The 26,545-nt window shown below is 60.6% G+C and carries 25 protein-coding genes; 16 read left to right on the forward strand and 9 right to left on the reverse strand.

Annotated features, from left to right (window positions below):
* Nucleotides 1–256 precede the first annotated feature (256 nt).
* The gene (gene clpB / locus U1A24_RS14770; protein ID WP_322322738.1) at nucleotides 257–2,869 is read left to right on the forward strand and encodes an ATP-dependent chaperone ClpB; all 2,613 of its coding nucleotides are present in this window, start codon (nucleotides 257–259) and stop codon (nucleotides 2,867–2,869) included.
* A 322-nt stretch (nucleotides 2,870–3,191) separates the two neighbouring features.
* Nucleotides 3,192–4,034: an isocitrate lyase/phosphoenolpyruvate mutase family protein gene (locus tag U1A24_RS14775; protein ID WP_322322739.1), complete on the forward strand. Its 843-nt coding sequence runs from the start codon at nucleotides 3,192–3,194 to the stop codon at nucleotides 4,032–4,034.
* Between the two features lie 99 nt (nucleotides 4,035–4,133).
* On the opposite strand, the gene U1A24_RS14780 is transcribed toward U1A24_RS14775, so the two are convergent.
* Both U1A24_RS14780 and U1A24_RS14785 read right to left on the reverse strand, forming a co-directional pair.
* Nucleotides 4,134–4,859, reverse strand: coding sequence for a copper homeostasis protein CutC (locus U1A24_RS14780; RefSeq protein ID WP_322322740.1), 726 nt, complete (start codon nucleotides 4,857–4,859; stop codon nucleotides 4,134–4,136).
* Nucleotides 4,852–5,709: an ROK family protein gene (locus tag U1A24_RS14785; protein WP_322322741.1), complete on the reverse strand. Its 858-nt coding sequence runs from the start codon at nucleotides 5,707–5,709 to the stop codon at nucleotides 4,852–4,854. The genes U1A24_RS14780 and U1A24_RS14785 overlap by 8 nt, the downstream gene beginning before the upstream one ends.
* A gap of 64 nt (nucleotides 5,710–5,773) precedes the next feature.
* Here U1A24_RS14785 and pyrF point away from each other — a divergent pair, with 64 nt between their 5' ends.
* Nucleotides 5,774–6,490 carry an orotidine-5'-phosphate decarboxylase gene (gene pyrF / locus U1A24_RS14790; RefSeq protein WP_322322742.1) on the forward strand — a complete coding sequence of 239 codons (717 nt, stop codon included), beginning with the start codon at nucleotides 5,774–5,776 and terminating at the stop codon, nucleotides 6,488–6,490.
* Between the two features lie 125 nt (nucleotides 6,491–6,615).
* On the opposite strand, the gene msrA is transcribed toward pyrF, so the two are convergent.
* Entirely contained in the window at nucleotides 6,616–7,224 is a 609-nt protein-coding gene (msrA, locus tag U1A24_RS14795; RefSeq protein WP_322322743.1) for a peptide-methionine (S)-S-oxide reductase MsrA, read from the reverse strand.
* A gap of 142 nt (nucleotides 7,225–7,366) precedes the next feature.
* Here msrA and U1A24_RS14800 point away from each other — a divergent pair, with 142 nt between their 5' ends.
* Nucleotides 7,367–8,266, forward strand: a complete 900-nt coding sequence (locus U1A24_RS14800) for a D-amino acid aminotransferase (RefSeq protein WP_322322744.1) — start codon at nucleotides 7,367–7,369, stop codon at nucleotides 8,264–8,266.
* 23 nt (nucleotides 8,267–8,289) lie between these two features.
* Nucleotides 8,290–8,994, forward strand: a complete 705-nt coding sequence (locus tag U1A24_RS14805; protein WP_322322776.1) for an HAD family hydrolase — start codon at nucleotides 8,290–8,292, stop codon at nucleotides 8,992–8,994.
* Here U1A24_RS14805 and U1A24_RS14810 read toward each other — a convergent pair.
* From U1A24_RS14810 to U1A24_RS14820, 3 genes are all read right to left on the reverse strand, one after another.
* Complete coding sequence (locus U1A24_RS14810) at nucleotides 8,991–10,526, reverse strand: cryptochrome/photolyase family protein (RefSeq protein WP_322322745.1); 1,536 nt, start codon at nucleotides 10,524–10,526, stop codon at nucleotides 8,991–8,993. The two genes, U1A24_RS14805 and U1A24_RS14810, sit on opposite strands and share 4 nt — an antisense overlap.
* Before the next feature lie 46 nt (nucleotides 10,527–10,572).
* Nucleotides 10,573–10,857, reverse strand: a complete 285-nt coding sequence (locus tag U1A24_RS14815; RefSeq protein ID WP_322322746.1) for an SCP2 sterol-binding domain-containing protein — start codon at nucleotides 10,855–10,857, stop codon at nucleotides 10,573–10,575.
* Nucleotides 10,858–10,955: 98 nt separating this feature from the next.
* Nucleotides 10,956–12,197, reverse strand: coding sequence for an argininosuccinate synthase (locus U1A24_RS14820; protein ID WP_322322747.1), 1,242 nt, complete (start codon nucleotides 12,195–12,197; stop codon nucleotides 10,956–10,958).
* A gap of 151 nt (nucleotides 12,198–12,348) precedes the next feature.
* Between U1A24_RS14820 and U1A24_RS14825 the strand changes: the two genes are divergently transcribed.
* Both U1A24_RS14825 and ilvA read left to right on the forward strand, forming a co-directional pair.
* Entirely contained in the window at nucleotides 12,349–13,101 is a 753-nt protein-coding gene (locus tag U1A24_RS14825; RefSeq protein ID WP_322322748.1) for a hypothetical protein, read from the forward strand.
* A 36-nt stretch (nucleotides 13,102–13,137) separates the two neighbouring features.
* Nucleotides 13,138–14,385 carry a threonine ammonia-lyase IlvA gene (gene ilvA / locus U1A24_RS14830; RefSeq protein WP_322322749.1) on the forward strand — a complete coding sequence of 416 codons (1,248 nt, stop codon included), beginning with the start codon at nucleotides 13,138–13,140 and terminating at the stop codon, nucleotides 14,383–14,385.
* A gap of 20 nt (nucleotides 14,386–14,405) precedes the next feature.
* Here the strand turns inward: ilvA and U1A24_RS14835 are convergent, their stop codons facing one another.
* Nucleotides 14,406–14,714: an Hpt domain-containing protein gene (locus tag U1A24_RS14835; RefSeq protein ID WP_322322750.1), complete on the reverse strand. Its 309-nt coding sequence runs from the start codon at nucleotides 14,712–14,714 to the stop codon at nucleotides 14,406–14,408.
* Between the two features lie 171 nt (nucleotides 14,715–14,885).
* Here U1A24_RS14835 and U1A24_RS14840 point away from each other — a divergent pair, with 171 nt between their 5' ends.
* Complete coding sequence (locus U1A24_RS14840) at nucleotides 14,886–16,172, forward strand: PP2C family protein-serine/threonine phosphatase (RefSeq protein ID WP_322322751.1); 1,287 nt, start codon at nucleotides 14,886–14,888, stop codon at nucleotides 16,170–16,172.
* Here the strand turns inward: U1A24_RS14840 and U1A24_RS14845 are convergent.
* Nucleotides 16,142–16,606 carry an NUDIX hydrolase gene (locus U1A24_RS14845; protein WP_322322752.1) on the reverse strand — a complete coding sequence of 155 codons (465 nt, stop codon included), beginning with the start codon at nucleotides 16,604–16,606 and terminating at the stop codon, nucleotides 16,142–16,144. The genes U1A24_RS14840 and U1A24_RS14845 overlap by 31 nt on opposite strands.
* Before the next feature lie 75 nt (nucleotides 16,607–16,681).
* Here U1A24_RS14845 and U1A24_RS14850 point away from each other — a divergent pair, with 75 nt between their 5' ends.
* The 7 genes from U1A24_RS14850 to U1A24_RS14880 all read left to right on the forward strand — a co-directional run bounded on the left by U1A24_RS14850 (nucleotide 16,682) and on the right by U1A24_RS14880 (nucleotide 25,008).
* Nucleotides 16,682–17,683, forward strand: a complete 1,002-nt coding sequence (locus U1A24_RS14850; RefSeq protein ID WP_322322753.1) for an Hsp33 family molecular chaperone HslO — start codon at nucleotides 16,682–16,684, stop codon at nucleotides 17,681–17,683.
* Entirely contained in the window at nucleotides 17,673–18,263 is a 591-nt protein-coding gene (locus U1A24_RS14855; protein WP_322322754.1) for a CoA pyrophosphatase, read from the forward strand. The genes U1A24_RS14850 and U1A24_RS14855 overlap by 11 nt, the downstream gene beginning before the upstream one ends.
* A complete protein-coding gene (locus tag U1A24_RS14860; protein ID WP_322322755.1) occupies nucleotides 18,260–19,402 on the forward strand; it encodes a CCA tRNA nucleotidyltransferase in 1,143 nt (380 codons plus the stop codon). Before U1A24_RS14855 ends, U1A24_RS14860 begins: the two co-directional genes overlap by 4 nt.
* Nucleotides 19,403–19,457: 55 nt before the next feature.
* Nucleotides 19,458–21,314, forward strand: coding sequence for an ABC transporter ATP-binding protein (locus tag U1A24_RS14865; RefSeq protein WP_322322756.1), 1,857 nt, complete (start codon nucleotides 19,458–19,460; stop codon nucleotides 21,312–21,314).
* Nucleotides 21,311–23,161: an ABC transporter ATP-binding protein gene (locus tag U1A24_RS14870; protein WP_322322757.1), complete on the forward strand. Its 1,851-nt coding sequence runs from the start codon at nucleotides 21,311–21,313 to the stop codon at nucleotides 23,159–23,161. The genes U1A24_RS14865 and U1A24_RS14870 overlap by 4 nt, the downstream gene beginning before the upstream one ends.
* A complete protein-coding gene (locus tag U1A24_RS14875; protein ID WP_322322758.1) occupies nucleotides 23,158–24,381 on the forward strand; it encodes a class I SAM-dependent RNA methyltransferase in 1,224 nt (407 codons plus the stop codon). The genes U1A24_RS14870 and U1A24_RS14875 overlap by 4 nt, the downstream gene beginning before the upstream one ends.
* 114 nt (nucleotides 24,382–24,495) lie before the next feature.
* Complete coding sequence (locus U1A24_RS14880) at nucleotides 24,496–25,008, forward strand: L,D-transpeptidase family protein (RefSeq protein WP_322322759.1); 513 nt, start codon at nucleotides 24,496–24,498, stop codon at nucleotides 25,006–25,008.
* Between the two features lie 59 nt (nucleotides 25,009–25,067).
* Here U1A24_RS14880 and U1A24_RS14885 read toward each other — a convergent pair whose 3' ends face one another.
* On the reverse strand, nucleotides 25,068–25,583 hold the full coding sequence (locus tag U1A24_RS14885) for a CAP domain-containing protein (RefSeq protein WP_322322760.1): 516 nt from the start codon (nucleotides 25,581–25,583) through the stop codon (nucleotides 25,068–25,070).
* Between the two features lie 223 nt (nucleotides 25,584–25,806).
* Between U1A24_RS14885 and U1A24_RS14890 the strand changes: the two genes are divergently transcribed.
* A complete protein-coding gene (locus U1A24_RS14890; RefSeq protein ID WP_322322761.1) occupies nucleotides 25,807–26,412 on the forward strand; it encodes a L,D-transpeptidase in 606 nt (201 codons plus the stop codon).
* Nucleotides 26,413–26,545: the final 133 nt, after the last annotated feature.

The raw sequence follows: 26,545 nt of genomic DNA on the forward strand, positions 1-26,545 counted from the left end.
AACCCGTCGCAGGGCAAGACCGTTCAACATACCTTAGGTTGTAGTCGCCAGAACGGGCGGTATCGCGCCGACCACATGCAGCCCTATCGGCGGATTCGCGTTCATCGCTGCGCAAACCCTGCATAAATTTGCCTGAATGTCTTTGATCCACGGCATTGCAAAGCAAACCACTCCTCCCCAAGTATCGCCCAAGGCCACCGTCGATGTGCTGGAGATCCGGGCATCGCAGGGGCGCTTAGCAAAAGGAGTGATACCGATGAATTTAGAGAAATTCACGGAGCGGTCGCGCGGTTTCATCCAAGCGGCGCAAACGATTGCCATGCGGGAAAGCCATCAGCGGCTGGCACCCGAACACCTGCTGAAAGCAGTGATGGATGATGATCAGGGGCTGGCGAGCAACCTGATCCGTCGCGCTGGCGGCGAGCCTGCGCGGGTGGTGGAATCGCTGGCCTTGGCGATGGGCAAGTTGCCGAAAGTCTCGGGTGATGCGCAGCCGTTCATGGACCCCGGCCTTGTGAAAGTGCTGGATGAGGCTGAAAAGCTGGCCAAGAAGGCGGGCGATTCTTTCGTGCCAGTGGAACGTCTGCTGATGGCTTTGGGCATGGTGAAATCCGCCGCCAAGGATGCCTTGGACGCAGGCGCAGTCAGCCCCCAAAAGCTGAACTCGGCGATCAATGACATTCGCAAGGGTCGCACGGCGGACAGTGCTTCGGCTGAAGAAACCTATGATGCGCTGAAGAAATATGCCCGTGATCTGACCGAGGCTGCCGAGCAAGGCAAGATCGACCCGATCATTGGCCGTGACGAAGAAATCCGCCGCACCATGCAGGTGCTTTCCCGCCGTACCAAGAACAACCCCGTGCTGATCGGTGAGCCTGGAGTCGGTAAAACCGCGATTGCCGAGGGTCTGGCTTTGCGCATCATCAACGGCGACGTGCCAGAGAGCCTGCGCCACAAGAAACTGATGGCGCTGGACATGGGCGCTCTGATCGCCGGCGCGAAGTATCGCGGTGAGTTTGAGGAACGTCTGAAAGGCGTGTTGAACGAGGTCACCGCTGCAGCGGGCGATATCATCCTGTTCATCGACGAGATGCACACGTTGGTCGGCGCGGGCAAATCCGATGGCGCGATGGATGCCGCCAACCTGATCAAACCCGCCTTGGCGCGGGGTGAGTTGCACTGCGTTGGCGCCACCACGCTGGATGAATACCGCAAGTATGTCGAGAAGGACGCGGCTTTGGCGCGTCGGTTCCAGCCGGTTATGGTCTCTGAACCGACGGTTGAAGACACCATTTCGATTCTGCGCGGTATCAAAGAGAAATACGAACTTCACCACGGCGTGCGGATTTCTGACTCTGCGCTCGTGGCTGCCGCAACGCTCAGCCACCGCTACATCACCGACCGTTTCCTGCCCGATAAGGCCATCGACCTTGTGGACGAAGCGGCCAGCCGTCTGCGGATGGAGGTAGACAGCAAGCCCGAAGAACTCGACCAGTTGGATCGCCAGATCCTGCAACTGCAAATCGAGGCCGAGGCGCTGAAGAAAGAGGACGATGCCGCCAGCAAAGACCGTCTGGAAAAGCTGGAGATGGAACTGTCGAACCTGCTGGAGCAATCCGACGCGATGACCGCCAAATGGCAGGCAGAGCGTGACAAACTGGAAGGCGCGCGTGATCTGAAAGAGCAACTCGACCGCTTCCGCGCCGAGCTGGATCAGGTCAAGCGCGACGGCAATCTGGGCCGTGCAGGTGAATTGTCTTATGGCATCATTCCGGGGCTGGAAAAGCAACTGGCCGAGGCTGAGGCGCGCGAAGGCGATGCTTTGGTATCCGAAGCCGTGCGCCCCGAGCAGATTGCTGAAGTGGTCGAACGTTGGACCGGGATTCCAGTGGCCAAGATGCTGGAAGGCCAGCGTGAAAAGCTGCTGAAGATGGAGGAAGAGCTTGGGCGTCGGGTGATCGGCCAAAACGCCGCCGTCACCGCCGTGGCCAATGCTGTGCGGCGCGCGCGGGCTGGGCTGAACGATGAGGGGCGGCCTTTGGGCAGCTTCCTGTTCCTCGGGCCAACCGGCGTGGGGAAAACCGAGCTGACCAAAGCCGTTGCCGAATATCTGTTCGACGACGACGCGGCGATGGTGCGGATTGATATGTCCGAATTCATGGAGAAACACTCGGTCTCGCGCCTGATCGGCGCGCCTCCGGGCTATGTTGGCTATGATGAGGGTGGCGTTCTGACCGAAGCCGTTCGGCGCCGCCCTTATCAGGTGGTGCTGTTTGACGAGGTGGAAAAAGCCCACCCCGACGTGTTCAACGTGCTGCTGCAAGTGCTGGACGATGGCATGCTGACCGATGGTCAGGGCCGCACCGTCAGCTTCAAGCAAACGCTGATCATCCTGACCAGCAACCTTGGCGCGCGGGCTTTGTCGGAACTGCCGGAAGGTGCCGATCAGGCAGGTGCGCGGGCGCAGGTGATGGAAGCGGTGCGGCAGCATTTCCGCCCGGAATTCCTGAACCGTCTGGATGAGCAGATCATCTTTGATCGTCTGAACCGTGTCGATATGGCGGGTATCGTTGAGATTCAGCTCCGCAAACTTGAGGCCCGTCTGGTCAGCCGCAAGATCACGCTGGATCTTGACCCGCAGGCCAAAGCTTGGCTGGCGGATGAAGGCTACGATCCGGTGTTTGGCGCGCGTCCGCTGAAACGGGTGATCCAGAACCACCTGCAAAACCCGCTGGCCGAGATGATCCTGTCGGGCGACGTGCTGGATGGCGCGACGATCAAAGTCAGCGCTGGGGCGGATGGCTTGATCATCGGGGACCGCGTGTCGGCCTCGCGTCGCGAGCGTCCGGCGCAGGCTGTGGTGCATTAGGATCTCGATCCATAAGAAAACTGAAAGCCCGTCCTTGTTGCCAAGGGCGGGCTTTTTCAATTCTGCTGGTTTGCGTTCAGCGCGGGGTGGTCCCAACTCGGGACCTTTTTTATGTGTTTATAATCAATGGGATGAGGTGGTGGATTTAACGATTTGTTAAGGGTTGGACGGTTGTGAGAGGTAACAGGCCGTCAAATTCTTGCACGGGGGGATACGGCGACCCCAAGCCCATGGCGATCATTGAGCACAATCTGAAACGAAAATCTGTTTCCTTTATGTTCTCTTTCGGTATGCTGGGCCGCACCCCATTGCGGAGGCAATCATGCTGGATCAGCGGCACAAGTTCGAACGGTTCAAGGCCCTTCATACTGGCGACCGTGCATTCGTTATTCCCAATCCATGGGACGCGGGGTCAGCCCGTCTTCTCACAAGCCTTGGGTTTGAGGCGCTCGCGACCACCAGCGCCGGATATGCGTTTTCGAAGGGCAAGCGCGATTCCTTTGCCGGTCTTGAACGGGGCGAAATTCTGGACAACGCGGCTGAGATTGTCGCCGCGACTGATCTGCCCGTGTCAGCCGATTTAGAAGATGGCTTTGGATCTGCACCGGAAACCTGCGCTGAAACGATCCGTTTGGCTTGTGCGGTTGGACTGGTCGGCGGCTCTATTGAAGATGCAACGGGCGATGCCTCTCACCCGATTTATGATTTTTCTCAATCGGTTGAGCGGGTTCATGCTGCAGCCGAAGCAGCGGCTAGCCTGCCTTTCCTGCTGACCGCAAGGGCAGAGAATTTCCTTTGGGACAAGCCTGATCTGGACGACACAATCAAGCGGCTGCAGGCTTTTTCTGCCGCTGGTGCGGATGTTCTGTATGCACCCGGATTGCCCAATCTTGAAACCATCCGCACCGTCTGCGCCGCTGTCGACAAGCCGGTCAATGTTGTCATGGGGCTGCGCGGGCCGACCTATTCCGTGGCGGAACTGTCAGATGCCGGTGTTCGCCGGGTGAGTGTTGGCGGCTCTTTCGCACGCGCGGCACTCGGCGCGCTGATGCGCGCCGCTGAGGAGGTCAGGGATACCGGCACTTTTGAGTACGCCTCTGACGCGCTGCCAGCGAAGGTCGTCACGGAGCTGATGTCGAAAGATAAGCCCAACGAAAGGCAATGACGCCTGCGCCCGCCAATGCGGCATCAAGATGCGCGCGGGCCTTCCTGCTCTGTGCCGGATTGCAAGCGTCGCAAAGCTGACCTCCCTGACCGGCTGCGCCTAACTCGATATTTTCCCAAGCGCCGCCTTCAGTGCCGCAACTTTCGCGCGGTCCGTGCGCTTTTCGCTGCCGGATTGGAAACCGAAGGCAAGGGCCTCACCGCCACTGGGCAGCGGGCTGGAGCAGGAGGCGTGGATTTCGCGCAGGGGTAGGTGGGTCATTTTTGGCAGGGTTTCCAAAGAGATACCTGACCCTGGCATGATGATTAGGCCCTCGCCTGCGGCTTGCATCATGGCTTGGAGCGCTTCTGCGCCATCGGCGGCGGTGAGGGCGCCGCCAGAAGTCAGGATGCGACGGAAGCCCAGGGCTTTGGCGGTGGTGACGGCTTCGGGTTTGTTGGGGGCAAGGTCGATGCAGCGGTGCAGGGTGGCATCAAGCCCCGCGGCTTCGTCCAGCAAGACCCGCAGGACGGCCTCATTCAAGCGGCCATCGGCATGGCTTGCGCCAAGGACAACGCCTTTCAGACCAAGCGATCGGGCGGCGCGGATGTCGGCGCGCATCACTTCAACCTCGGCCTCGGTATAGGTGAAATCCCCGGAACGTGGGCGGATGATCGGATAGCACAATGCGCCGGATTGCGCGGCCATCTGCATCAGGCCAAGCGTCGGGGTGAGGCCGCCCAACGCTAAGGCGGCGCAAAGCTCGATGCGGTCGGCCCCGCCTGCGATGGCCTCAGACAGGCCAGCGGGATCGTCAACGCAGACTTCTAGCAGGATTTTAACCAAAGCGGGCCTCCCCTGCGGCGGCGGCTCCGGCGAGGCCTGCGTCGGCGGAGGTGGTGGCGGGGACGATCAGGGGCGTATCGGTTTGGCGCAAGATGCGGGCACGGGTGGCGGTATCAAGGGCGGCGATCAGGGTGGTGTCGTTGGCAAGGCCGCCGCCGACCGGGACGATGTCAGCGCCAATCAGGTTGATGACCATGGCGAGTTGGCCCGACAGCAGATCGACCCAACGGGTGACGGTTGGGCTAGGGGCAGTTTTCCATACCGCGATGATAGCTTCGGCGCTGGCGTCTTGTCCGGTGAGGTGTTTGTGCAGTCGTTCCATCCCGCGTGCGCCGCCGATGGTGTCGAGGCAGCCGATCTGGCCACAGCCGCAGGGGAAGGCGGGGTCGTGGACGACGGGGCCGTGGCCCCACTCGCCTGCGTAGCCGCCCGCGCCGGTGACGATCTGGCCGTTGAGGACAAGGCCGCCGCCAACGCCGGTGCCAAGGATGATGCCGAAGACATTTCGGTGGGTTTTGCCTGCGCCATTGGTGGCTTCGGCCATCGCAAAGCAATCGGCGTCGTTCAGGATCAGCACGGGGCGGTTGAGGGCGGCTTGCAGATCGGCGGTGACGTTGCGGCCATCCAGGCAGGGGATGTTGGCGACTTTGATGCGGCCTGAGGCGGGATCGACGACTCCGGTGATCGAAATGGCGATGGCGGATTCTGTGCTGAGGAAGGCGGCGAGGGCGGCGGTGAAGGCGGCGAAATCCTGTGTGGGGGTGGCGGTTTCGCCCAAGGGTTCGAGGTGGCCGTTGCTGCTGCGGGCCACTTTGATGCGGGTGCCGCCGATATCGAAGGCTAGGATCATCTTGCGCACTCCTTGACAGACCCCTCTGTTGGCCGCATGACGCCGGAAATCAAGGGAGATCGCAATGCAGGATGACCGGTTGATCGTGGCGCTGGATGTGCCGAATATCGTGCAGGGGCTGGAATTGGCGGGGCGGCTGGGCGATACCGTGTCGTTTTACAAAATTGGGCTAGGGATGCTGACCGGCGGTGGTTTTGCTTTGGCGAATGAGCTGAAGCAGGAACACGGCAAGCGGATTTTCCTCGACATGAAGCTGTTCGACATTGGTGCGACGGTCGAAGCGGCGGTGCGCGGGATTGCGCAGTATGATCTGGATTTTCTGACCGTGCATGGCGATCCGCAAGTGGTGCGGGCGGCCGTGGAGGGTCGGGCGGGGAGCGGGTTGAAGATTTTGGCGGTGACGGTGCTGACCTCGCTGGACCGTTCGGATCTGGACGCGAATATGATCCGGGCGGGGGATCTGAGCGAGATCACCATTGAACGCGCGGCGCGGGCGTTGGAGGCGGGGGCGGATGGGGTGATCTGCTCGCCGCAAGAAGCCGCCGCGATCCGGGCTTTGCCACAGGCTTTGGGTCGGTTGATCGTGACGCCGGGCGTGCGGCCTGCGGGGGCGGATTTGGGCGATCAGAAGCGGGTGGCGACGCCAGCGCAGGCGATTGCGGATGGGGTGGATCATATCGTGGTAGGGCGTCCGGTCTGGCGGGCAGCAGATCCGGCAGCAGCGGCGCGAGCGATTGTGGCCGAAATGATGTCACCACAGGCGCGTGCGCCAAACCGGTGATTTGGGCGAGTTAGAGACGCTTTTGAAGGGGTTTGATGGCTGACGTGGCGAGCGGGGGTTCACACCCCCGCACCCCCGTGGAATATTTAAGCCAGTATGAAACAAATTTTAGATAAGTTTAGCGACTAGTGGGTGAACTCGGCCGCGGAGCCCCAGAGTTGTTTTACGCGCGCGTCACGACCGCAGCTTTCACGGTAAAACTTGTAGGCGTTCTGCTTTTCCTTCGGGCCACGACGGGTCAGCACAAGCTCGGTGCTTTTGTAGTAATCCTGATGATAGGCCTCGGCTGGCCAGAAGGTTTTGGCGCTAAGAACCGGGGTGACGATGGTTTGGCCAAGCGCGGCTTGGGCTTTGGCGATTTCATCCTTGGCTATGTTCTTTTCAGCCGTGTTAGAAACGAAAATGGCAGATCGGTAGGCTTTGCCACGATCACAGAACTGGCCGCCAGCATCGACTACATCGGTCGAGTGCAGGAATTTGTCGACGATCTGCGCATAGGTGATCTTGGCATCATCATAGGTAATCTTCACCGCCTCATAATGGCCATCGTGGTCGTCATAGGTCGGGTTTTGCGAATTTCCCCCGGTGTAGCCGGAAATCACATCCTTCACCCCCGCGACGCCTTCAAAGTTCGACTCGACGCACCAGAAACATCCGCCCGCCAAGATGGCGGTTTGGGTTTTGGCCTGAGCAGCGCCTGCGAGCAGGATCAGGGCGAGGGTGAGGCGGATCATGTTCAACTCCATCTGTTTGAAAAAGCCTGAGGCTTAGCCGCGATCCGGGCAACTCACCCATCTGTGAGATCACGCCAAGGTGATGGCCCCCTTGGCCTTTCAGCATCGCCGCAATAGCGTAGCGGGCAAACAGGAGACCGCCATGACCGACCATGTATCGACCCATCAAGCTGAAGAAGACGCCCGGAACGAGGATATTCTGATCTATGTGAACGGCAGGATTGTGCCGAAAGCGCAGGCGATGGTCTCGGTTTACGATTCAGGCTTCATGCTCGGCGATGGAGTTTGGGAGGGGATACGGCTGTATAACGGGCGCTGGACGTTCCTCGATGAACATATTGAGCGGTTGTTCGAGGCGGCGAAGGCGATTGATCTGGACATCGGCATGACCCCAGATCAGGTGGTTTCCGCCGTGTTAGAGACGCAAAAGGCCAATGCCATGGTTACGGATGCCCATGCGCGGCTGATGCTGACGCGGGGGGTGAAGACACGGCCATTCCAGCATCCGAAGCTGTCGCAGCGCGGCCCGACGATGGTGATCATCATGGAGCATTCGCGCCAAAAACTGCCGCGCCCGATCCGGTTGGCGACGGTGCCGCATATGCGCGGCTTGCCAATGACGCAGGATCCGAAGTTGAACAGCCATTCCAAGCTGAACTGCATTCTGGCCTGTATTGCGGCGGAGAAGGCCGGGGCGGATGAGGCGTTGATGTTGGATGTGCATGGCTTTGTGAACACCACCAACGCCTGCAATTTCTTCATCGTGCGCAAGGGGGCGGTTTGGACCAGCACGGGGGATTATTGCATGAACGGCATCACCCGGCAGAAGGTGATTGATCTGTGTAAGGCCAATGACATCCCGGTGTTTGAACGCAATTTCAGCCTTGTAGAGACGTATTCTGCGGATGAGGCGTTCTTGACCGGGACGTTTGGCGCGCAAACTCCGGTGGGGTCGATTGACGGGCGGGTGATTGGATCAGGCCAGATGGGGCCAATGACGGAGCGTCTGCGTGGGCTTTACAAGGCGATGGTGGGGGCATGACTTCTGCCGCAAAACGCATTGCGATGTGGTCGGGGCCGCGCAATCTGTCAACCGCGATGATGTACAGCTTTGCGGCGCGCGGCGATTGCACGGTGTGGGACGAGCCGTTTTACTCCGCCTATCTGGAATACACTGGCATTGATCATCCGATGCGCGACGAGATCATCGCGGCGCACGAGCCTGACCCGGATGTGGTCGCCTCGATCTGCAAGGGGCCGGTACCGGGCGGAAATGCGGTGTTTTACCAAAAGCACATGACGCTGCACATGATCCCGCAGTTTGATCGGCGCTGGATGCGGTCTTGCACGAATGTGTTTCTGATCCGGCATCCGGCGCGGGTGGTGGCGAGCTATGCCAAAAAGCGCGAGGGCACGACGCTGGCGGATATCGGTTTTGTGCAGCAGGCGGAGCTGTTTGACGAGGTGGCGGGGTGGTCGGGCAGCAACCCGGTGGTGATCGACAGCGATGACATTCGGGCTGAGCCGGAAGCGATGCTACGCAAGCTGTGTGCCACCATTGAGGTGCCGTTTACCCGGAAGATGTTGCACTGGCCTGCGGGCGGCAATGAGGCCGACGGCGCTTGGGCGCCGCATTGGTATGCAGCGGTGCATCGCAGCACCGGGTTTGAGGGGGCGGAGGGGCCGTTGCCGAATTTGGGCGGTGTTTACGCGGGTCTGGTGAAGCAAGCTTTGCCGCATTATCAGCGACTGGCGGCGTTCAAGCTTTAGATCGGGGCGCCGCTGTGCAGGGCTGAGAGCAGTTGGTCAGCCTCTCGCAGGACAGTATCGCGGTGGGTTTCCGCCATCTTGTCCCATGTGCGATACATCTGCGCCATGCGGGGGTTTTTGGCGAAGCGGTCGCGGTGACGATCCAAGAAATGCCAATACAGCAGGTTGAACGGGCAGGCATCGGGGCCGGTGCGGTCTTTCACCTTGTACGCGCAACTGCTGCAATAGTCTGACATGCGGTCGATGTAGGCCCCGGACGAGACATAGGGTTTTGAACCCAACTGACCGCCGCAAGCAAATTGACTCATGCCAATGGTGTTGGGGGCTTCGACCCATTCGAAGGCATCGATGTAAACGGCAAGATACCATTCGTGGACAAAAGCAGGGCCTATTCCGGCCAAAAGCGCGAAATTTCCGGTGATCATCAGGCGCTGGATGTGATGGGCATAGGCCAGATCGCGGGTCTGCGCGACGGCGGCTTTCATGCAGGCCATCTTGGTTTTGCCGCCCCAATAGACGGCGGGCAGCGGGGCTTTGTGGTTGAGCGCATTTAAGGTCGGATAGTCCGGGCCGTTCAGCGCCCAGATGCCGCGCATATATTCGCGCCAGCCGATGATCTGGCGGATGAAGCCTTCCACCGCGTTCAGCGGGGCGCGGCCTGCGTGGTACTCAGCCTCGGCACGCTGGCAGACTTCCAGCGGCGAAAGCAGGCCAAGGTTGATACAGGGCGATAGCAGCGAATGACTAAGGAAGGGATCGTCGGCCAGCATGGCGTCTTGCTCATCACCAAAGCGGGGCAGGCTGTGCGTGATGAAATGGTCCAGCGCGGTGAGGGCTTCGGCGCGGTCAGTGGGCCAATGGAAGGGGCGGAGGTTTCCGAAGTGGGTCGGGAAATGCGTCTCTACAAGGCTTAAAACCGCCTCTGTTTCGGCATCAGGAGTAAAGCGCAGCGGCTTGGGGCGCAGCAGGTCGGGCTTGGCGGCTTTGCGGTTTTCGGGGTCGAAGTTCCACTGGCCGCCGATGGGTTGGTCGCCGTCCATCAACAGCCCGGTGCGACGGCGCATGTCGCGGTAGAACCATTCCATCCGCAGCTGTTTGCGTTCAGAGACCCAAGCGGTGAAGGTTTCGGGCGGGCAGAGGAAACGATCGTCTGGGAGCATGGTGACCGTAAGGGGAACGGCTTCCAGCGCTTGCAGCAGCCGCCAATCGCCGGGAGTCGTAACGATCAGGTGATCTGCGCCATGTTCAGTAGCGCGTCGCAGGATTTCTGCGGGGAGCGAGGGGCCGGTTTCGGGATCATCCAGCCGGGAATAGGCGACGGTGTAGCCTTCGGCCGTCAGGTGATGGGCAAACTTGCGCATCGCGGTCAGCACCAGCGCGATCTTCTGCGGATGGTGCGGGACGGCGGTGGATTCGGTCATCACCTCGGCCATCACGATCACATCGCAGGCAGGATCGGCCTGCCGCAATCCGGCGAGGGTGTCGGTGAGTTGGTCACCCAGAACGAGGATCAGGCGGGGTTTGTCTGTCATGGCGCGGAGGTAGCGCGCGGTTTTGGAAAGTCAGGGGGCGGTGCGGCTATCCCAGCAGTTTTGCAAGACCCATTGCCACGGTCGGGTTGCCGGACAGTTTCAGCTTACCCGTGGCCAGCGCCATCATCGGGTTCAGCTTGCCTTTCAGCAGGCTGACCAGGTTTTCTTGGCTCAGGCGCAGGGTGCAGTCGGTGTCGCGATCTTCTGTGCTGGCGGTGCCGTCGGCCAGCACGATCAGACCGTCTGCGCCGCAGTCGAACTTTAGGCTACCGGAAAAGCTTTTTGTTTGCAGCACTTTGCGCATTTCTGCTGCGATGTCGTCCAGTGTCATGCCGATCTCCCTTGGGTGTGGATCACGATAGACGGCAAGAGATCAGAGGCAAGTGTGCCGCCGCGTCACGGCGGCACAAGAGGGAGGCAGGCTGCCGATCAGCCTTTGTCGGCCACGCGGGCGTTACGGCTGGCGATCAAGCGCAGGCGCAGGGCGTTCAGGCGGATGAAGCCTTCGGCGTCTTTTTGGTCGTAAGCGCCGGCATCTTCTTCAAAGGTGACGTGCTTTTCGGAATACAGGCTGTAATCCGACCACCGCGCGACGGTGCGGGCGGAGCCTTTATACAGCTTCACGCGGACGGTGCCGGTGACGTATTCTTGGGTTTTGTCGATCAGCGCCTGCATGGCTTCACGCTCGGGCGAGAACCAGAAGCCGTTGTAGATCAGCTCGGCATAGCGCGGCATGATGCTGTCTTTCAGGTGGCCCGCGCCGGAATCCAGCGTGATCTGCTCGATGCCACGGTGGGCTTCCAGCAGAATGGTGCCGCCGGGGGTCTCATACAACCCGCGCGATTTCATGCCGACGAAGCGGTTTTCCACAAGGTCGAGCAAGCCGACGCCATGCTTGCCGCCAATATCGTTCAGGCGGGCAAGGATGGTGGCGGGGGACAAAGCCTCACCGTTGATGGAAACGGCATCGCCATGTTCAAAGCCGATTTCGACATATTCCGGAGTGTCGGGGGCTTTTTCCACCGGGGTCACGCGCTGATAGACGAATTCGGGGGCCTCTTCGGCCGGATTCTCCAGCACTTTGCCTTCGGACGAGGTGTGCAGCAGGTTGGCATCGACCGAGAACGGCGCTTCGCCGCGCTTGTCTTTGGCAATCGGGATCTGGTTGGCCTCGGCGAATTCCAGCAGCTTGGTGCGGCTGGTCAGATCCCACAGACGCCACGGCGCGATAACCTTGATCGCGGGGTCAAGCGCGGCGGCAGAAAGCTCAAACCGCACCTGATCGTTGCCCTTGCCGGTGGCACCATGTGCGACGGCATCCGCGCCGGTTTCATGCGCGATACGGACAAGGTGCTGCGAAATCAGCGGGCGGGCGATCGAGGTGCCGAGCAGGTAGAGGCCTTCATATAAAGCGTTAGCGCGGAACATCGGGAAGACGAAATCCCGCACGAATTCTTCCCGCACATCAACAACATGGATGTTTTCTTCTTTGATCCCCATCAGCAAGGCCTTTTGCCGTGCTGGTTCAAGCTCTTCGCCCTGACCAAGATCGGCGGTGAAGGTCACCACTTCGCAGCCATATTCGGTTTGCAGCCATTTCAGGATGATCGAGGTATCCAGACCGCCGGAATAGGCGAGGACGACTTTCTTCGGGGCGAGCTTGGCGGACATTTGGGGGAACTCCTTCACGGGTTTCGCCCGCGATTATCGGGAAATGGGGCCAAGGGCAAGGCGGACGGTTCACCGCAGGGTTGACGGGGCGGTTGACAGAGGGCCGTTGCGGTGAATCATGGCGGGATTGGTTTAGGAAATGGAGGGCAAGATGAAGGGCGTGCAGATTTTCTCGCATTCGTTGCGGCAGGTGATGGATAACCTTGGCCCCGCGCTGAAAGTATCTGGGGTGCTGTATTTTGTGCAGGTGGTGATCACCGGAGCACTGGGTTACGCGATGGCCTCGTCTGGAGTTGCGGGTATGGGCAGCGGCATGGGGTTGGGCGTGATCTTGGTGCTGGTGGTGTCGTTGATCACCGGGATCTGGATCGCTGTGGCATGGCACCGCTATGTGCTGCTGGGGGAAGAGCCTGTCGGATATGTACCGCCTTTCATGGGCGAGCGGATGGGGTCTTACTTTGTCAAATCCCTGCTGATCGGTTTGGTGCTGATGGTGCTTGGCATGATCCTGGGCATGGTGGTCGGGCTGTTGTTTGGGCGGCTGATGGCGGCAAGCGGCATGTTTGTGGCGATGCTGCTGATGGCGGCAATGGTGCAGGTGCCGATGATCTTCCTTGGTCTGCGGATGGCTGCGGCCTTGCCCGGCACCGCTTTGGGTGCCAACCCGCCGCTGATGGCAGGCTGGCAGGCAACGGAGGGTGAATGGCGGCCATTGTTGCAACTGGCCGTGCTTATGGCGCTGGCGCTTTGGGTGGTGAACCTGATCGGCTGGTTTGTGTTTGGCGGCATCGGGGTGATGGCGCAGCTGTGGCAGCTGATCGCGGGCTGGCCGGTCACGATGGTTGGCTTGTCGATTTTGACCACGCTTTACGGCCATTACATTGAAAAGCGTCCGCTGGTCTGACTTGCTTTTCGGCCTCAGGCGGGCGTAATCGGGGATATGAGTGATTTTTCCGATGCCGCCCGCCAATCCACCCGCGCCCTGCGTGAACTGTTTCCGCGCACGCCGTTGCAGCGCAACGACTATCTGTCGCGGCGCTATGGGGCCGAAATCTGGCTGAAGCGCGAGGATCTGAGTCCGGTGCGCAGTTATAAACTGCGCGGGGCGTTTACCGCAATGCGCAAGGTGCGGGCGAGCAATCCGGGGCAGACAGCGTTTGTGTGCGCCTCGGCTGGGAACCATGCGCAGGGTGTGGCCTTTGCCTGCAAACATTTCGGCGTGAAGGGCACGATTTTCATGCCGGTGACGACGCCGCAGCAGAAGATCGACAAGACGCGGGCATTTGGCGGCGATGCGGTGCGGATCGTGCTGACCGGGGATTATTTCGACCAAACTTTAGCGGCTTCGCAGAAATATTGCGCCGAGCAGGGCGCACATTTTCTGTCGCCGTTTGATGATGAGGATGTGATCGAAGGCCAAGCTTCGGTTGCCGTCGAGATGCTGGAACAACTGGGCCGTGCGCCGGATCTGGTGGTTTTGCCGGTGGGGGGCGGTGGACTTGCCTCGGGTGTGACGCGGTTTTTGCGGGCGGAAGCACCAGAGACTGCCTATCGTTTTGTCGAACCCGTCGGGGGGGCCAGCCTGACGGCGGCACTGGCGGCGGCAGAGCCTGTGAAGCTGCGGGTGATCAACAGCTTTGTCGATGGCGCGGCGGTGGCGCGGCTGGGCGACAAGACCTTTGCGGCACTGTCTTGGGTGAAACCCGCCGAGGTTTTGCTGGCCCCCGAAGACCGGATCTGCGTGACCATGCTGGACATGCTGAACGTCGAAGGCATCGTGCTGGAGCCTGCGGGGGCGCTTTCAGTCGATGTGTTGCAGGATTTGGCCCCCGAGATTGCCGGGAAAGTGGTGGTCTGCGTGACCTCAGGCGGCAATTTCGACTTTGAGCGGCTGCCGGAAGTGAAAGAGCGGGCGCAGCGCTATTCGGGAGTGAAGAAGTATTTCATCCTGCGGATGCCGCAACGCCCCGGTGCCTTGAAAGAGTTTCTGGGGATGTTGGGCCCCGAGGATGACATCGCCCGGTTCGAATATCTGAAGAAATCGGCGCGCAACTTTGGCTCGGTGCTGATCGGGATTGAAACCAGCCAAGCCGCGAATTTCAAATCGCTGTTCGACCAGTTGGATGCAGCCGCCTTCACCTATCGCGACATCACCAATGATGAGATTTTGTCCGAATTTCTGATCTAGGCGATCTGGCTTTGCCTTGGCTAGGCCGCGCTGGCTTTCGGCCCCGCCACCAGCGCCTGTTTGGAGGCCTGATAGCTGCTACAGACCTGCGCCACATCCACCGCAGTATCACCTGCCGCGGCGCGGCGCTCCCCAGACTGACACGCAGCTGCAAAGCGCGCGAAGCCAAGGTTGAGTGCCGCCCCCTTCAGAAAATGCAGGTCAGCCTCAAGCGCCTTGGCGCCGACGGTTCGGGAAAGTCGCGCGATCACCTCATCCGCTTCTTCCAGAAACATCGCGACCACTTCGGCAAAATCATCCTCGCCGATCTCTGATCGAAGTTCGTTCACCCTGTCCCAAGCAATCACATCACACCTTCCCTTCCTCACCCATATACAGTTTGCCCGGTGTTGCTTAACAATCCGTAACCGCTAACACGCTGGATAGGCACAGTTTTAAGCTTCACTTGCCGTTAAGGGCTTGGGTGCAGACAGGGAAAAACCCGTGATGAGGCCCGTGCTGTGAAATCCCAGTTTCTACCGCAATCCACCGCGCTCCGCAGGCCCAGTGCCTTTGCGGCGCGCCCGATTCTGGTGGTGGATGACAGCAAGGCGCAGCGCAGGATTCTGCAAATGCAGCTGACGCGCTGGGGTTATCAGGTCACTGAAGCGGTCTCTGGCGATGAAGCGCTGGCGCTGTGTCTGGCGCAGGATTTCGATATCGTTTTGTCAGACTGGATGATGCCCGGCATGACCGGGTTGGAGTTTTGCAAGGCATTTCGGGCACTTCCGCGAGAGGGCTATGGCTATTTCATCCTGCTGACCTCGAAATCCGAAAAGACCGAAATCGCCGATGGGTTGGAAAACGGCGCAGATGACTTTCTGACCAAACCTGTCAGCGCCGATGAACTGCGCGCGCGGCTGCGGGCAGGCGAGCGGATTCTGGGAATGCAGGATGAACTGGTCGAAAAGAACCGGCTGATCGGCAGCACGCTGGAGGAGTTGCAGAAAGTCTATGATTCGCTCGACCGTGATCTGATTGAGGCGCGCAAGTTGCAACAAACGCTGGTGCGCGACCGCTTGCGGGATTTTGGCGCGGGAAAGGCAGCCCTGATGCTGCGGCCCTCGGGCCATGTCGGCGGGGATCTGGTGGGCAGTTTTGTGATCAATGCGAGCCGAATCGTGGTGTATTCGGTGGATGTCTCAGGGCATGGCGTGGCCTCGGCGATGATGACGGCGCGGCTGGCGGGGCTTTTGTCGGGGGCTTCGCCCGATCAGAACATTGCGCTGAAACTGGCGTCGGATGGTGGCCGGGATGCCTGGCCGCCCGCGATTGTGGCGGCGCGGCTGAACCGGATGATGCTGGAGGAGTTGCAGGTCGATCAGTATTTCACGCTGGGCTATGCAGAGATCAACCTGGAAACCGGGCTGGCGACGCTTGTGCAAGCAGGCCATCCGCATCCGCTTTTGTTGCGGGCGGATGGCGGGATCGAACGGCTGGGTGACGGCGGCTTGCCGATTGGGCTGATTGATGGCGCGGAATATCCGCAAACCAGCTTTACCTTGCAGCCGGGGGATCGGTTGTTTCTGGTCTCGGATGGCGTCACCGAATGCCCCAACCCGTCAGGTGAAGAGTTGGGCAGCGAAGGTCTGATCAAAATGCTGCACCATAACAGCAGGTTACACAGCCAAGACCTGCTGGAGGCCTTGCTGTGGGATCTGAACGCCTTTGCGGGGGGCGGCGTGTTCCCCGATGATGTTTCGGGACTGATCTTTGACTACTTTGGGCCGAAGCCCGCCGCCACATGACGCATCGCCAGCCCCAGCATCGCCCGATCCCCCGGATTTCCCAACAGGCGCAAGCCCGCCTCTGGCTGCATCCAGACCGCCTGATGCCCCGGCTCGGTTGGCGGACCGATCCGCAGAACCGGGCGGGCCAGATAGATCGTGCAGATCTTTTCCGCCCACAGATCGTACTCCGGCATATAGGTGAAGCGCCGGAACGCGCCAAGTCGACGGATGCCCGCGATGTGATAACCGGTTTCCTCCATCACCTCGCGGTGCAGGGCGGCAATCGGATGCTCGCCCTTGTCGATACCGCCACCGGGCAATTGATATTCCGGCTCTGGCTCGGCTTGATGCGTGGTTAAAATCGCGCCGCGATCCCACAAAACCGCATAAACCCCCGGCCTGCGGGTGTAGTGACGCCCCGCTTGCGGGCTGATTCCATAGCGTTTGATCATGCTTGCCCCTTGGGTGCGCGGTTGCTCTGCCTATATAGGCGCGGTATGCCAAGCTTGGCACGTTTAGGAAACCCCATGACCTCCCCTTTGCAAATCGCTTGGGACGATACCGTCCTGCCCTTTCAACTTGACCGCTCTGACATCCGTGGCCGCGTGGCGCGGCTGGATGGCGCGCTGGACAATGTGCTGAAGCAGCACAACTACCCGCCGGTGATCGAGGCGCTGGTGGCCGAAGCCGCTGTGCTGACCGCGCTGATTGGCCAATCGGTGAAGCTGCGCTGGAAACTGTCGTTGCAGATCCGCGGCAAGGGCCCCGCACGGCTGATCGCGACCGATTACTATGGCCCATCTGAGGATGGCGAGCCCGCGCGCATCCGCGCCTATGCCAGCTATGATGCGGAACGGCTGGATCTGAATGCCGAACCGTTCAGCCAGATCGGCGAGGGCTATTTCGCGGTGATGATTGATCAGGGCCAGGATATGCAGCCCTATCAAGGCTTTACCCCGATTGCGGGCCGGTCCTTGTCGGACTGTGCGCAGACCTATTTCGCGCAATCCGAACAGATCCCGACGCGCTTCGCGCTGACTTTCGGCAAAAGCCAAATGCCGGGGGAAGCCGCACATTGGCGGGCGGGCGGCGTGATGTTGCAGCATATGCCGGCGGTTGGCGGCTCGGTTGCGGCCGAAGCTGGATCGGGCGAAGGCGGCTTGCTGAGCCATATCGACATTCTGGCCGGAGACGAGGCCGAGAACTGGACGCGCGCCAACGCCTTGCTGGATACGGTTGAGGAAATCGAGCTGGTCGGGCCGACGGTTGCGCCGACCGATCTGCTGGTGCGGCTGTTCCACGAAGAACAACCACGGGTGTTTGACGCGCAAGTGGTGCATTTCGGCTGCTCGTGCTCGCCGGAAAAGGTGGTGCAGGCGATGTCGATCTATTCGGCGAAAGACATCAAGCACATGACCACGCCGGAAGGGGTGGTCACCGCCGATTGCCAGTTCTGCGGCAAACATTACGAGTTCGACCCTAAAACCCTTGGGTTTGACGCAGTGAAAGCGCCGGGTGATGCGGGATGAAATTGCCCGCCTGAAAGATGCACTCGCCCGTCCTGCGGGCGAGTCGTCGGATTTTGACCTGAACCCGGTTCTGCTGCCCGATACGCGGATCTTGCGGGCGGCGGCGGTGTTGATCGCGGTTTGGCTGCGGCCAGACGGCGCGCAGTTGATTCTGACCAAGCGGTCCTCGCATCTGAAACACCATCCGGGGCAGATCGCCTTTCCGGGTGGCAAGGTGGATGCGGGGGATAGCGGGCCAGAGGCGGCGGCGCTACGCGAGACCTGGGAAGAGATTGGTCTGCCGCAGGATCGGGTTGAGATTCTGGGGCGTTTGCCGACGCATGAAACCGTGACAAACTACATGATCACACCAATTTTGGGCGTTGTCAGAGACGATTTTAGCCCGGTGCCCGAAGCGGGGGAAGTGGACGAAGTGTTCACCGTGCCCTTGGCGCATGTTCTGGACCGAGGCCAGTTTGTCATTGAGGGTCGGGTCTGGAAGGGCCAGCCGCGTCGCTATTTTGCGGTGCCATATGGGCCGTATTACATCTGGGGGGCTACGGCGCGGATATTGCGCAATCTGGCCGAGATGGCGTCATGAAAATCTCGGGAGACTGGATCGACCATCCCGGCACGCAGGCGCTGTGCGCTGTTTTGACAGAGGCCGGGTATCAGGCGCTGTTCGTGGGTGGCTGTGTGCGCAATGCGCTGCTGGGTGTTGCCGTTGCGGATATTGATGTTGCGACGGATGCGCGGCCTGAAATCGTCTCTGACCTTGCTGAAACTGCGGGATTTCATGTTGTTCCGACCGGGATTGAGCACGGCACGGTGACGGTGATCGCGCAGGGGCTTGCGCATGAGGTCACGACGTTTCGGCGCGATGTGGAAACCGATGGGCGACGGGCGGTGGTGGCGTTCTCGACCGATGTGGCCGAGGATGCCGCGCGGCGTGATCTGACGATGAATGCGCTTTATGCACGGGCGGATGGTGCGGTGCTGGACCCGTTGGGCGGCCTGCCTGACCTGATGGCGCGGCGGGTGCGCTTTGTCGGTGAGCCAGAGGCGCGGATTCGCGAAGATTACCTGCGCATCCTGCGGTTTTTCCGGTTTCATGCGGTCTATGGTGATCCTGCGGCTGGGATTGATGCCGAAGGGTTGGCAGCTTGTGCAGCCAATGCTGATGGCATCGAAGGTCTTTCGCGCGAACGCATTGGGGCCGAGATGCGCAAACTGCTTGACGCGCGCGACCCCGCGCCAGCGGTGGCTACGATGGCACAAGCCGGGATTCTTGCGCGCGTTCTGCCGGGATCAGATGCCAAGGCGCTGAGCGTTCTGGTGCATCTGGAGGGTGATCTGGCGCCGCGGTGGCAGCGGCGTTTGGCGATTTTGGGCGGCATTGATCCGGCTGATGCCTTGCGGCTTTCGCGGGCGGATTTAGGCTCTATTACGGCGGTTAGAAACTATGTTGGATCAGCTATGACACCAGCGGCCCTAGGATGGAAGCTGGGGGTTGAGCAAGCCGCTGATACGGTGCTGTGCCGTGCGGCATTGTTTGAATCCTTGCCGCCTGAACACTGGCAAAGCGAGATTGCGCGCGGGGTGGCCAGCACGATCCCGGTGACAGCCGCCGATCTGATGCCCGCGCTGCAAGGCCCGGCCTTGGGCAAAAAACTGCGCGAAATAGAGGCGCGCTGGCTTGCCTCTGACCTTTATCTGCGCAAGTCTGACCTGCTGGCGTAAGGTTTCCTTCGCCCCCCTTAGGCCCTATATGCCAAGGGCAACGCGCGAGATCATCATGTTCAAGTTCTTTGAGGGTCTTGTTGACCCCTATGCGACCTACGCCCAAACCGACACACCGCCACGCAAGCTGTGGCCGTTTCTGCGTGACTATGTGCGGCCTTTTAAGGGTGTTTTTGCGGTCACTGCGGTGGTGGCGACGGCGAATTCGGCGTTTGATGTTGGGTTGATCTGGTATGTCGGGCGCTTGGTGGATCTGCTGGCGAACGGCGATCCGGCGCAAGTCTGGGCCAGCCACGGCACCGAGATTTTGCTTGTCGGGCTTGCGGTTCTGATTCTGCGGCCCATGATTGGCGGCACGGGTGTGGCCTTGCTGCACAACACCATTTTGCCGAATTTCGGCACGATGATGCGCTGGCGGGCGCATCGGCATGTGCTGCGGCAACCTGTGGGATGGTTCGAGTCCGATTTCGCGGGCCGGATTGCCAACCGCATCATGCAGGCGCCTCCGGCAGCGGGGGAGGCGGTGTTTCAGACCTTTGACGCGGTGGCTTTTGCCTCAACCACCCTCGTGGGTGCTGCGATCATGCTGGCGGGGGCGGATGTGCGGTTGTTGCTGCCCCTGGTGCTGTGGTTTGCGGGCTATGTCGCGCTGATGCGCTGGACGATTCGGCGGGCGGGACCTGCGGCGACGGCCAGTTCGGATGCGCGCTCGGCAGTCACGGGCCGCGTGGTCGATGCCTATGCCAACATCCATTCGGTGAAGCTGTTCGCGCATCACGATCTGGAAGAAAACTACGGACGCGAGGCGATTGAACGCGCGCGGCAGACGTTTTTTGCGGAAATGCGCGTGGTCACCAAGATGGATATCATCCTGACCGTGTTGAACGGCTTGCTGATCGTGGCGGTGACGGCTTGGGCGATGTGGCTTTGGTATCAAAGCCTTGCCAGCGTTGGCACGGTGGCCGCGGCGGTGACTTTGGTGCTGCGGTTGAACAACATGACCTATTGGATCATGTGGGCGACGACCAATCTGGTGCAGAACCTTGGCACGGTGCAAGAAGGCATGCAGACGATCACGCAGCCGATTGCATTGGTCGATCAACCGGGGGCGGGGGCGTTGGATTTCCGTCAGGGGCGCGTGCAGATTGAGGGCGTTTCGCACCACTACGGGCGCGGCTCGGGTGGGTTGCAGGCGATTTCGCTGGACGTGGCACCAGGGGAGAAGATTGGCGTTGTCGGGCGCTCGGGCGCGGGTAAGTCAACCTTGGTGAAGCTGATGCTGCGGTTCTATGACACCGAGGCGGGGCGGATTTTGATTGATGGGCAGGATATTGCGCGGGTCACGCAGGATTCGGTGCGCACGCGGATTGGCATGGTGAGCCAAGACAGCAGTTTGCTGCACCGCTCGGTGCGCGAGAATATCCTGTATGGGCGGCCTGAGGCGACCGAGGCGCAGATGATTGCGGCGGCGAAACAAGCCGACGCGCATGAGTTTATCCTGACATTGCAAGACCCTGAGGGGCGGATGGGCTATGATGCCCATGTCGGCGAACGCGGCGTTAAGCTGTCGGGCGGGCAGCGGCAACGGGTGGCTTTGGCGCGGGTGATCCTGAAGGACGCGCCGATTCTGATCCTGGATGAGGCGACTTCGGCGCTGGATTCTGAGGCAGAGGCGGCGATTCAAGAGGCGTTGTTCGGCGTGATGCAGGGCAAAACCGTGATCGCGATTGCGCACAGGCTGTCGACGATTGCCGCGATGGACCGGATTGTGGTGCTGGAAGATGGCCGTGTGGCCGAACAGGGCACCCACGCGGAACTGCTGAAAGCGAACGGGCTTTATGCCCGATTCTGGGCGCGCCAATCCGGTGGGTTCATCGGGTTGGAGACGGATGAGTTGGAGTCGGGCGCATGAAGCTATTTCCCACAATCAAGCCGTTCCGCCCTGCATCCACGAGCCCGCCCGCGACAACATGGAAGTTTTTCCTGTGGGCGGTGCAGGGGGCTTGGCCGGGCATCCTGTGGGCGACGTTCTGGTCAGCCTGTTCGGGATCACTAGAGGCGATTTCGGCGACGATTCTGGGCGATGTGATTGACGCGGCCAACACCGCCAACCCCGACACGGTGTTTCGCGATCATATCTGGCTGTTCGTCGGCTTTGTCGGCTTCTACCTGATCGCGCGGCCGCTGATTTTCGGGATGACCACCCATGCAGCGGCTATTGTTGTCGAGCCCAACCTGTTCCCGCTGATCCTTTCGCGGATGCACCGCTGGACACTCGGGCAAGCGGTGACGTTCTTTGACAACGATTTTGCCGGACGGATTGCGCAAAAGCAGATGCAGGTGGCGCGGGCGGCGACGGATGTGGTGTCGGGCAGCGTCGAAACCATGGCGTTTTCGCTGGCTTCGGTGATCGGCTCGGTGGCGCTGCTCAGCACGATCAACGGCTGGATTTCCTGGCTGCTGGTGGCATGGGTTGTTGCTTACATCCTGTTTATCAAGGGATTTCTGAAGAAGGTGCGCGGCGCTTCGGGGGCACGGGCAGCGGCGCGGGCAATGGTGACCGGGCAGATTGTCGATACCGTCACCAATATGAAAACCGTCAAACTGTTCGCGCATTCGCGGCACGAGGATGGCGTGGCGCTGGAGGCGATGAACGCTTTCCGCGACAAGGCGATCGAGTACGGCATTATCTCCAGCTGGTTCCGCCTGAGCCTGATGGCACTGGCCGGGGTGCTTCCGGTGGTGTTGGTGGGGGCGACGGTTTGGCTTTGGTCGCAAGGCGGGGCAACGGCGGGGGATATTGCGGCAGCGGGGGCGATTGCATTCCGTCTGGCGCAGATGACCGGATGGGTTTCGTTCAGCCTGATGGCGATCTTTGGCAATCTGGGGGAGGTTGAGGATGGCGTGAAAACCCTGACACCGCCCTATACGTTGCAGGATGCCTCGGGTGCCGTAGAGATGCCGCGTGTGCAAGGCGAAGTGCGGATGGAGCATGTGAACTTTGCCTATGGCCGCAAGACCGACGACGGGCGGGGCGGCGTGGATGATCTGAACCTGACGATCAAGGCCGGGGAAAAGATCGGCATTGTTGGCGCGTCCGGTGCGGGGAAATCGACGCTGGTGGCGCTGCTGTTGCGGCTCTATGACGCCGAAAAGGGCAGAATCTTGATTGACGGCATTGATGTGCGGGCGGTGACGCAAGAGTCATTGCGGCGGCAGATCGGCATGGTCACGCAGGAAACCGCGATGTTCAACCGCACGGCGCGTCAGAACATCATGTATGGCAACCCCGATGCCACCGAAGAGATGATGATTGCGGCGGCCAAGCAGGCCGAGGCGCATGAGTTCATCCTGAACCTGCGCGATTTTTCCGGGCGCAAGGGCTATGACGCTTATCTGGGCGAGCGGGGCGTCAAGCTTTCTGGTGGGCAGCGGCAACGCATCGCCTTGGCACGCGCCTTCCTGAAAGACGCGCCGATTCTGGTGCTGGATGAGGCGACTTCGGCGCTGGATTCGGAAGTCGAGGCCAGCATTCAGGATGCGCTGACATCGGTGATGCGGGGCAAGACCGTGCTGGCGATTGCACACCGGCTGTCAACGATTGCCGAGATGGACCGAATCGTCGTGCTTGACGCGGGCCGCGTTGTGGAACAGGGCAGCCATGCAGAGTTGTTGGCAGCGGGCGGGTTATACGCACGCTATTGGAATCGCCAATCGGGCGGCTTCATCGGCACCGAAGAAAAGGAAGCGGCAGAGTGAAAGTCACCATCGAACGGTTGGGCCACCTTGGCGACGGGATCGCACAGGGGCCGGAGGGCGTGATCTATGTGCCCGGAATGCTGCCGGGCGAAGAGGTTGAGGGCGATCTGCAAGGCGATCAACTGGCAGACTTCCGCATTGTGACGCCTTCGGTCAATCGGGTGAAACCGCCTTGTGTGCATGCCAAGACCTGCGGCGGCTGCATGATGCAGCACGCTTCGGAGGCGTTTGTCGCCGATTGGAAGCTGGGGATCGTGAAGGGCGCGCTGGCTGGGCAGGGGTTGGAGGCCGAGTTCAGGCCGATCATCACCTCACCGCCGAAGTCACGGCGCAGGGCCACGATCGCGGCGCGACGGACCAAGACCGGGGCGCTGATGGGATTTCATGCCCGCGCGTCCGACATGGTCGTCGAGGTGCCGAACTGCCAGTTGCTGCATCCCGACCTGATCGCGGCGTTTCCGGGACTGCAGGCGCTGGTGAAGCTGGGCGGCTCGCGCACGGCAGAGGTTTCGCTGACGGTGACACGGTCCTTGTCCGGCGCCGATGTGATGGTGGTCGGTGGCAAGCCTTTGGACGGACAGTTGCAGTTGGAACTGGCGCGCGTGACCGAGACTTACGGCTTTGCGCGGCTGACCTGGAACGGCGATACCGTGGCGCTGCGCACCGCACCGATGCAGCGGTTTGGCCGCGCTTTGGTGTCGCCGCCGCCCGGTGCGTTTTTGCAGGCAACGGTTGAGGGTGAGCAGGCGCTGCTGCGCTCGGTGGCTTTGGCGATTGGATCAGCCAAGAAGATTGTCGATCTGTTCGCAGGCGTGGGCACCTTTGCGCTGCCCTTGGCAGAGCGCGCCGAGGTGCATGCGGTGGAAGGTGAAGCCGCGATGATGGTGGCCTTGGAAAAATCTGCACATAACACCGAAGGGTTGAAGCGCGTGACGGTGGAAACCCGCGATCTGTTCCGCCGCCCGCTGGAAGATGATGAGTTCAAAGGTGTTGAGGCCGTGGTCATCGACCCGCCGCGCGCCGGGGCCGAGGCACAGATGGCTGTGCTGGCGCGTAGCAAGGTGCCGGTGATTGCCAGCGTATCCTGCAACCCGGTCAGCTTTGCCCGCGATGCCAAGGTGCTGATTGCGGGTGGGTATCATCTGGATTGGGTGCAGGTCGTCGACCAATTCCGCTGGTCTTCGCATGTGGAACTGGTCGCAAAGTTCAGCCGCAGCTAAGCCAGTTGTGCTATCGTTGAAAAAAGCGTGATCGGCTGTGCCGATTCGCAGACTAGGCAACCTGCGGTTTTTTCGCTACTCAGCAGGAAAAATATAATAGCGGACGGGCAGTCGATGCGGGTTTTTCGGATTCTTCTGGTGATTTTGGCTGGGCTGGCGTTGACCGCCTGTTCGTCAAAATTCAAAACTTATAACGGGCCTGAGATCACCTCGGTGCAGGTGCAAAAGGCCAATCGCAAGATGTATCTGCTGCACAACAGCAAGGTGATCAAGGCATACGACATCGGGCTGGGTGGCGCGCCGGTCGGCCACAAGGAATTCGAGGGCGACAACAAGACGCCTGAGGGGGTTTATTACATCACCCACCGCAACCCGGATTCGCGCTACCACCTGTCGCTGGGCATCAGCTATCCCAACAATGAAGATCGCGCCAATGCCGCGTTGCTGGGCAAGCCGCCGGGCGGTGACATCATGATTCACGGTGGGCCACCGCGCAAAGCCAATGGCAAGCCCCGCAAGGTTTCCAGCCGGGATTGGACGGCGGGCTGTATCTCGGTGTCGGATGAAGAGATCGAGCGGGTTTATGCGATGATCAATCCGGGCACGCCGATACAAATCTTGCCGTAGCGCATAGAAAAGGGGCCACGCAGGCCCCTTTTTCATCAGTGCAACAAGTTCGGGGCCGATCAGCCGCCCAGAACCAGTGTCCACCAGATTTTGCCCGATTGCTCTTGGAACCAGGCAAAGCCGATCTCGCGCGCTGACGGATTCAGGATAACGTCGCGGGTATCCGCTTCTGCCATCCAGGCCGAGAGGGTCTCCAACTCGGTCTGATAGGTTTCCGAGATGGTCTCTCCCATAAACTGCCCGGTGTAGCCGACGCGCTGCACCCGCAGCAGCGGCGAGGAACCATCTGACCCGAAATGCCAGGGCCGATTCTGCACCGCCATGTCACGCGAATGGGTCAGGGCGGCGGCATTCAGGGCGGCATTGTACGCCAGAGGCTGCGCGCCTTTGGCCGAACGCAGCGCATTCACCGAATCAAGCAAACGGAACGGGATTGTCTCGGCCTCGGCCTTGTTGATGCGATAGACGCGCGGCGCGGCAGTGCCGCTGGCATCCACCGGAGGGGCCGAGCTCATGCCACACGAAGCGACCAGCAAGGCTGCACTGCCTGCGACAAGGACTGTCCGTCTGTTCATCTGTATTTCACCTGATAGGGGCTGCTTCTGGCCCTTTGTTTGCTTGTGCTTAACGAACTCCAGCGCGGGTTTCAAATCCAACCCTGCGATAATGTGTTAAACTTGGCGTTAGTTCGCCAACTAACGTGTGTTTGATTTGCGGCGGGGACCGCAAAGCAGTAAAAGCCGCAAAAAGCAGATCGCATTGCAGACCCCCTGAGCAGAAGAAACTGGAGAAGAGCGCATGACCGCCGACCCCCGCAACACGCTGAACCGCCGCCTGTTTCTGGGCAGCGCGGCGGCGGTGATGTCAACCGCAGCCCTGCCCGCCGCCGCACAGCTGGCCAACTCCACTGAGCCTGATACGCCGCTGGCTGGTGCCGTGCGCAACAACATCTCGGCGTTTCGGATGCTGGATTGGCGCGACCACTTCGACAACACCCGCAATGGTGTGATTCTTGCGGATCTGAACTCACGGGCGTTGCATTACTGGTCGGAAGACCAAAGCATCTACAAGCTTTACCCGACCTCGGTGCCGCTGAATGACGAGCTGACGCGGCGCGGTCGCACCGATGTCATTCAAAAGGTTGAGAATCCGCGCTGGATTCCCACCAAGTCTATGCTGGAGCGCAACCCGGAATGGCCGAAGGTCATTGAAGGTGGCTCGCCGGATAACCCGCTTGGCGTCCGCGCATTGTATCTTGGATGGCCCGCCTACCGGATCCACGGCACGCACGACACCCGCAAGATTGGCCGCAGGTCTTCCAGCGGCTGCGTGGGTCTGTACAACGAGCATATCCTCGAGCTGTATTCTTTGGTCAAAGTCGGCACGCAGGTTCTGTTGCTTTAACGCAACCCTATTGATTTCTAGCTGCCGATACTGGCTTTCGCAGCCAGCTCGGTGGCTTTGATTCATGTTGAATCCACAGTTTTTTCCTTGCCTCGTGCCGCCCCCGGCAATTGCCTCAAAGGTGTTGCTAAAT

The sequence above is a fragment of the Cypionkella sp. genome, from assembly GCF_034376685.1.
GTDB lineage: Bacteria > Pseudomonadota > Alphaproteobacteria > Rhodobacterales > Rhodobacteraceae > Cypionkella.